The organism is Devosia sp. (assembly GCF_041917035.1).
Lineage (GTDB): Bacteria > Pseudomonadota > Alphaproteobacteria > Rhizobiales > Devosiaceae > Devosia_A.
Map to the genome: position 1 here is coordinate 1 of NZ_JAYRYM010000195.1, position 6,850 is coordinate 6,850.

6 protein-coding genes and 1 pseudogene are annotated in these 6,850 nt (G+C 68.1%); 5 read left to right on the top strand and 2 right to left on the bottom strand.

Annotated features, from left to right (window positions below; translation table 11 throughout):
* Positions 1-88: 88 nt before the first annotated feature.
* Complete coding sequence (locus tag ACE3TU_RS16685; RefSeq protein ID WP_374626206.1) at positions 89-940, bottom strand: MurR/RpiR family transcriptional regulator; 852 nt, start codon at positions 938-940, stop codon at positions 89-91.
* A gap of 124 nt (positions 941-1,064) precedes the next feature.
* Between ACE3TU_RS16685 and ACE3TU_RS16690 the strand changes: the two genes are divergently transcribed.
* From ACE3TU_RS16690 to ACE3TU_RS16705, 4 genes are all read left to right on the top strand, one after another.
* Positions 1,065-1,802, top strand: coding sequence for a 5-formyltetrahydrofolate cyclo-ligase (locus ACE3TU_RS16690; protein ID WP_374626207.1), 738 nt, complete (start codon positions 1,065-1,067; stop codon positions 1,800-1,802).
* 61 nt (positions 1,803-1,863) lie between these two features.
* Positions 1,864-2,874, top strand: coding sequence for an ABC transporter substrate-binding protein (locus ACE3TU_RS16695; RefSeq protein ID WP_374626209.1), 1,011 nt, complete (start codon positions 1,864-1,866; stop codon positions 2,872-2,874).
* Positions 2,875-3,645: an ABC transporter ATP-binding protein gene (locus ACE3TU_RS16700; protein WP_374626210.1), complete on the top strand. Its 771-nt coding sequence runs from the start codon at positions 2,875-2,877 to the stop codon at positions 3,643-3,645. It abuts the gene before it with no gap.
* Between the two features lie 146 nt (positions 3,646-3,791).
* Positions 3,792-5,351, top strand: a complete 1,560-nt coding sequence (locus ACE3TU_RS16705; protein WP_374626211.1) for an ABC transporter permease — start codon at positions 3,792-3,794, stop codon at positions 5,349-5,351.
* A gap of 1 nt (position 5,352) precedes the next feature.
* Here ACE3TU_RS16705 and ACE3TU_RS16710 read toward each other — a convergent pair whose 3' ends face one another.
* Positions 5,353-6,363 carry a LacI family DNA-binding transcriptional regulator gene (locus ACE3TU_RS16710; RefSeq protein WP_374626213.1) on the bottom strand — a complete coding sequence of 337 codons (1,011 nt, stop codon included), beginning with the start codon at positions 6,361-6,363 and terminating at the stop codon, positions 5,353-5,355.
* A gap of 254 nt (positions 6,364-6,617) precedes the next feature.
* Between ACE3TU_RS16710 and ACE3TU_RS16715 the strand changes: the two are divergent.
* Positions 6,618-6,850 (top strand): annotated as a pseudogene (locus tag ACE3TU_RS16715) (ABC transporter substrate-binding protein); the annotation flags it as partial.

A 6,850-nucleotide genomic window follows, 5' to 3' on the forward strand; every position in this document is an offset into this window, starting at 1 on the left:
TCCCTTGTGGGGAGGGACCGAGGCTCGGGGTGCAACGCGCACCGACCCGTCGATGGCGAACGGGTCATCCGCCGAACTCGACAGCCGACTACCGGTCGGTGTCTTCCAGTTCCTCGTGGATCGAGGCGATGATCTCGCTGCGCTGCTCGGCGGACTTGCCGGCTTCGGCGGCGTAGGTGACGGCGAGCAGCCGGATGGCGCTGCCGATGGCGGTGTGCGAGGGGCCGAGGCCGAAGCTTGCCACGTGGCAGGGGAGCACGACGCGCGAGAAACGCTGCGCCTCGAGCGCATAGTTGCGATCGGCGATGGTGACGAGGTTCATGCGCGTGGTCTGTGCGTAGGCCAGCAGCGGCTTCAGCAGCTTGGGGCGCGGCGGCAGGGTGATCAGCAGCAGCACGTCCTTGGGGCCGGTCATGGCGAGATCCTCGGCCCAGGAGCCCTGGTTGATGCCGAGGATCATCACCGAGTGGCGCAGGCGGGAGAAGACCAGGCGGGCATAGCGCGCGAAGCCCTCCTCGGCGCCGAGCCCCAGCACCCACAGGCGCGGCGCTGCCGCGATCAGCTCGGCCGCCTCGCGCACCCGGTCGGAGCGCAGTTCCTCGAAGGTCTTGGTGAGGTTACGGAGTTCCAGTTCGAGATGCGTGCCGAGCGCCTTGCCGAGCGCCATCTGTTCGGAGCCGCCGACGGAGAAGCCATAGGGCTCGGTGCGGTTGCGCTCCTCGCGTGCCTGCAGCTTCACCTCGTTGAAATCGGCATAGCCCAGGTGCTGGAAGAATCGCGCCGCGGTGGCCTTGGAGACGCCGGCCATCTCGGCGATCTGCGTCGCCGAATGGGTCAGGATATCGTCCTGGCGATCGAGCATGAGCTGCGCAAGCTTCTGCTCACCGGCCGTAAGCTTCTGAAAGCGTTCCTGAATCCTCAGGACCAGACGCGACGCCATGGGGCAAGGCCTCCTCGGGAGGCCTGCCTGCCCCCCACCAAAGAATCTCTAGCAGCCGTCTTGCAACAATGAAACGACTGTTTCATGATCATGAAACACTGAAACACAGCAGGGACCACAAGCGGTGTCGACGTCCAGGATCATCCGGCAGCGAATCTGGGAGAAACTCAACGCGGTGGCGCTGCCCGACACCCGCTTCCACATGAATTTCGCCGAGGTGATCCCCGACTTCGTCGGCAGCGCCGAGGCGACCGACCGGATCACCGCGCTCCCCGCCTACAAGGCGAGCAGGTTCGCCTTCATCACCCCCGACAACTGCCTCGTCGAACTGCGCCGCCGCATGCTGGCGGAGGGAAAGCCCTTCGTGATGTCGACCTACGGCATCTATCGCGGCTTTCTCTATGTCGAACCCGGCACGGTGCCCAAGGGGGCCGAACTCTACGCCGCCTGGCTGGACGGCATGGAGCATTTCGGCCGGCCGATCACGCTCGAGGAGATCACCCGGATGGGGCGCTTCGACTTCATGGTCACCGGTGCCTCGGCGGTATCGGTCGACGGCGTCCGCTTCGGCAAGGGGCACGGCTTCTTCGACATGGAATGGGGCATGTTCACCGACCTGGGCCTGGCCGACGACGCCACCCCTGTGGTCGCCGCCGTGCACGACGTGCAGGTGGTCGAGGACAAGCTGCACCCCAGCGAAACCGACATCCTCGTCGACCTGATCGCCACGCCCACCCGGATGATCGAGGTCACCGGCCGCGGCCGGCGTCCGCGCGGCATCAAGTGGAACCTGCTCGAGAAGGACACGATCGAGGCGACACCCCCGCTGCGCGAACTGGCGCGCATTCGCGGCGTCGCCTGAGCCCTCGGTTTCTGCGCCTCTGCCTACTCCCCCCTCCCAACCCGAACCCGGAGCCTCCCCCATGTCTTCTGGTAGTCATTCTCCTGGCATGACCTACGGAAAGCCCTTCAGCCTCAACCGCCGGCACGTGCTGGGCCTGATGGCGGCCGGCGCGACGCTGCCGCTGAGCACGCGCCTCGCGCAGGCGGCGACCCCCTTCACCTTCCAGGCCAGCTGGATCAACGACGCCGAGTTCGCCGGCTACTTCACCGCCATCGACAAGGGCTACTATGCCGCCGAAGGGCTGGAGCTCACCTACCTGTCGGGCGGGCCGGACGTCATCCCGGAATCCTCGCTGATCGCCGGCAAGGCCGACCTGACGCTGACCACCCCGGACACCACCATCAAGGCGATCGTCGAGCAGCAGGCGCCGTTCAAGATCATCGGCACGCAGTACCAGAAGAACCCGATCGGCATCGTCTCGCTGGCCTCGAACCCGATCAAGACGCCGCAGGACCTCGTCGGCAAGACCCTGGCAGTGCCGCCGGTCAACGTCATCTCGGTCGAGGCGATGCTGAAGATCTCGGGCGTCGACCGGGCCGCGGTCAACATCGTGCCCTATGCCTACGACCCGACGCCGCTGATCAAGGGGGAAATCGACGCCTCGCTCGACTTCACCACCAACGTGCCGTTCACCATCCAGCAGGCCGGCGCCGAGGCCACCTCGTTCCTGCTCTACGATTTCGGCTTCACCATCTTCAACGACACGGTGGTGGTGACCACCGACACGCTGGCCAGTAAGCGCAAGGAGATCGTCGCGTTCCTCCGTGCCTCCAGGAAGGGCTGGGAAGAGACCCTCAAGGACCCGGCGGCCTACCCGCCGACCTTTGCCGAGACCTGGTTCAAGGGCACCGGCCGCTCGATCGAGAACGAAGTGTACTTCAACACCGCGCAGAAGCCGCTGATCGAGGCCGAGGGCGGCATTTTCTCGATGAGCGAAGCGGCGATCGCTGCCAATATCGAGGCGCTCGCGGCGGTCGGCATCTCGGCGACACGCGACATGTTCGACACCACGGTGCTCGAGGAAATCTGATTGGCCGAACCTGCCGGCATCAGTCTCACGCGGGTCTCGAAGACGTTCGAGGCCCGCGGCAAGCTGACCGAGGCGCTGCGCGAGGTCTCCCTCGACTGCGCCCCGGGCTCGTTCTCGGCGCTGATCGGCCCGTCGGGCTGCGGCAAGTCGACCATCCTCAGGCTGGCCCTCGGACTGGAGACGGCGAGCCAAGGCGAGATCGCCGTCGCCGGACGGATTCCGGCCGAGGCGACGAAGGGCGGCATCACCGGCGTTGCCTTCCAGGACGCGGCGCTGCTCCCCTGGCGCTCGGTCGAAGCCAATGTGGCGCTGCCGCTCGACGTGCTCGGCCGCGACCGCCGGCAATATGCGGAAAAGATCGGGGAGTTGATCGCACTGGTCGGGCTCGCCGGCTACGAGCACGCGCTGCCGGCCGAGCTCTCCGGCGGCATGCGGCAGCGCGTCGCCATCGCCCGGGCGCTGGTGACACGGCCGCAAGTGCTGTTCCTCGACGAGCCGTTCGGGGCGCTCGACCAGATCCTGCGTCGCCAGATGAACATCGAGCTGCAGCGCATCTGGATGGAAAGCCGGGCGACGACGCTGCTGGTGACGCACGGCATCGACGAGGCGGTGTTCCTCGCCGACCGCGTGGTGGTGATGGCCAGCCGGCCGGGACGCATCACCCGCGTCATCGACATCGACCTGCCGCGGCCGCGCCGGCCGGTGCTGTTCAACGATCCGGCCTTCCATCGACTGGAGGCGGAGATCGCGGAGGCGCTGGATGGGCATTGAGGTGGAACTTCCCCTCACCCGGCGCTGCGCGCCACCCTCTCCCTCAAGGGGAGAGGGAAAGCTGGGGCGAGATCGTGCCACGACCTCCCCTCTCCCCTTGAGGGAGAGGGTGGCTCGGCGCAGCCGAGACGGGTGAGGGGAAGGGTATGCCCAACAGGCTCCGCCCCTTCATCGGCCCCGTCCTCATCCTCGTGCTCTGGGAGATCGCCGGGCGCTTCGGGCTGGTGGCGAGCGGGGCGCTGCCGGCGCCGTCGGCGATCCTCGTCCGGCTGGTCGTCGACTGGTCGGACTATCCGGGACATGTGCTTGCGACCCTGTTCGGGGCGAGCGTCGGGTTCCTGATCGGCAATGCGGTGGCGATCGCGGCCGGGGTGCTGTTCGCGCTCAGTCCGCTGAGCGCGCGGGTGGCACGCGGGCTGAACGTGGCGCTGTTCGCGCTGCCGCCCATCGCCATTTCGCCGATCCTGGTGCTGACCTTCTCCGATCCGGTGCCGCGCATCGTGCTGGCGGCGATCGGCTGCTATTTCGTCACCATGACGGCGACGCTGGTCGGGCTGACGCAGGCCGACGCGCGCTCGGTCGACGTGGTGCGCGCCTATGGCGGGGGTCGCCTCAAGGCGCTGTGGCTGGTGCAGGCGCGCAGCGCCCTGCCGGTGATCCTCTCGGGGTTGAGGATCGCCGCGCCCAATGCCGTGCTGGGCTCGATCCTCGCCGAGTTCGGCGGCGGCGGGCGCTGGGGGCTGGGCGTCTACCTGCTGGGCTCGCTCGGGCGCGGCGAGCCGGACCGGCTGTGGGGAATCGGACTGATGGCGACGCTGATCGCCGGCCTCGCCTATCTCGCCTTCGTTCTGCTGGCGCGGGCGATCACCGGCTCGAGCCAGGCGGTGACGGTGCCGACGGCCGTGCTGCGCTCGACCGACCGACCGCGGCCGGCCTGGCAGCACGGGCTGATCATCGTCGCCTCGATCGGGCTGCCGCTCGGGCTGTGGTGGGCGCTGCTGGCGCTGCTCAGGGTGCCGGCCATGCTGGCCAAGACCCCGCCGGCGCTCTACGACTACCTGTTCGGGCTTCCCGGGTCGGCCGCGACGCAGGCCAAGCTGGTCGCCGCGCTGCTGCAGACCCTGCCGATGACGCTGATCGGGATGGGCGCCGGGCTGGCCATGGCCTTTGCGCTGGCGCTCGGCACGCAACTGGTGCCGCGGCTGATCCGGGCCCTGCTGCCGATCGCCCTCGTGACCCAGACGATGCCGCTCGTCGCACTGACGCCGCTGCTGGTGCTGCTGGTCGGGCGGGGTCCGGCGGTGATCCTGTGGATCACCGTCTCGGTCACCTTCTTTCCCGCCTTCGTCACCATGGCGCAGGGCCTGCTGCTGGTGCCGCGCGCCGCGCTCGAAGTGCCGAGGGCCTATGGTGCGACGGTCTGGCAGCAAATGCGGCTGGTGTCGGTGCCGGCTTCGCTCCCCTACCTGTTCGCGGCGACCCGCCTGACCGCCCCGCGGGCGCTGCTCGGGGTGATGATCGCCGAGTGGCTGGCCACCGGCACGGGGCTGGGGAACCTGCTCAACCAGTCGCGCGGCTATCTCGACTACGGCATGATCTGGGCGGTCGCGGTGGTCTCGGTGCTGGTCGCGGTGGCCTTCTACCAGGGGGTGGTGCTGGTCGAGCGGCGGGTGCTGGGTCGGCTCGGCATGGCCGTCGCCGAGTAGCTCAGCCGCCGATCGCCCTCAGTGCCGGCGGGAGGGCCCGCGCCGGCCCGCAGGAGGCGCGGTGGACGATGTGGCCGGCCACGTGCACGCGGTACGAGGTGCCGGGCGTCAGCCGGCCGTGCAGCCGGTCGTCGAGCAGGCGGACGCAGGCAATGCCCATTTCCCGGCCATTGGTCTTGACGGTGGTGAGGTGGGGCGAGATCTGCGTCGCGGCGGAGAAATCGCCGAAGCCGATCACCGAGATATCCTCGGGGATGCGGTAGCCCAGCCGCAGCAGTTCGGAGACCACGGTCAACGCCAGCCCGTCATGGGCGCAGAAGAAGGCGGTGGGGCGAAAACCCTCGGCCTCGGCGGCAAGGAAGTGTTCGGTGAAGCGGACCTCGGCGGCAAAGCGCATCTCGCGGAAGCTCACGTCGGGCCGCTGCTCGAGCACCTCGCGCACGCCGTAGAAGCGCTCCATGCGGCCACGATAGCCGGGCGTGCCATGCACGTAGGCGATGGTGCGATGACCCAGATCGCAGAGGTATTGCGCGACGGCCGAGCCGGCCTCGTGGTCGGTGCCGCCGACATGGTCGGCCGGTTCCAGCGGGGTCAGCCATCCGGTCCTGACGATCGGCCGGCCCAGCGCATAGGCGCGATCGAGGCTGGCGCGGTCGTGCGGGCCGACCATGACCACGCCGCTGCAGCCGCGGGCGAACTCCTCGACCTCGTCGGCGAGGTGCGTCCAGCGCATCCGCACCTGGTAGCCGCGCTGCTGCGCCTCGGCCTGTACCCCGCCCTGGATGAGCAGATGCAGCTCGGAATTGATCAGATCGTGGTCCTGGAAGACGAGGCCGATGACCGGCTGCCCGGGTTCGGCGGCGATGCGGCTGTAGCCGAGTTCGGCGGCGACCTCGCGCACCCGCCGGCGGGTCTGTTCGCTCACCCCGTCCTTGCCGGACAGCGAGCGCGATACGGCGAATTTCGACAGCCCGGTGCGCTGGGCGATGGTCGACAGGGTGACGCGGGCCATGGGTGATCGGTCCTTCCAGAGTTGCGTTCCAGTACGACCAAACGCACCATAACGCAACCTAACTCTCTACACCCAGACACTTTCCCAAGAAAGCTGAACTCGCGGCAAAGGCCTGACCAACAGGACAGGAGTAGCGATAATCCATCCTGCCGATCGCGAATTTACATAACTCTTTACCTAACAAGTGCTCGGTGCAACCTATCCAACAGCTAACAAGCGGGTGCAATCCCGTCAGCGAGGAGGAGATCATCACCATGGGTTCGATCAGCCGAAGAGCCTTCATTGCCGCCACCAGTGCCTTCGCGGGCACCCTGGCCCTGACCGGCCTCGCCCGCGCCCAAAGCAAGGAATCGGCCTTCCTCAAGGCCGACGTCGATGCCGGCAAGCTGCCCGGCGTCGCCGAGCGCCTGCCCGTCAACCCGCTGGTCGTCACCCCGCTCGAGCGGGTCGGCCAGCAGGGCGGGGACTGGAAGCACGCCCTCGTCGG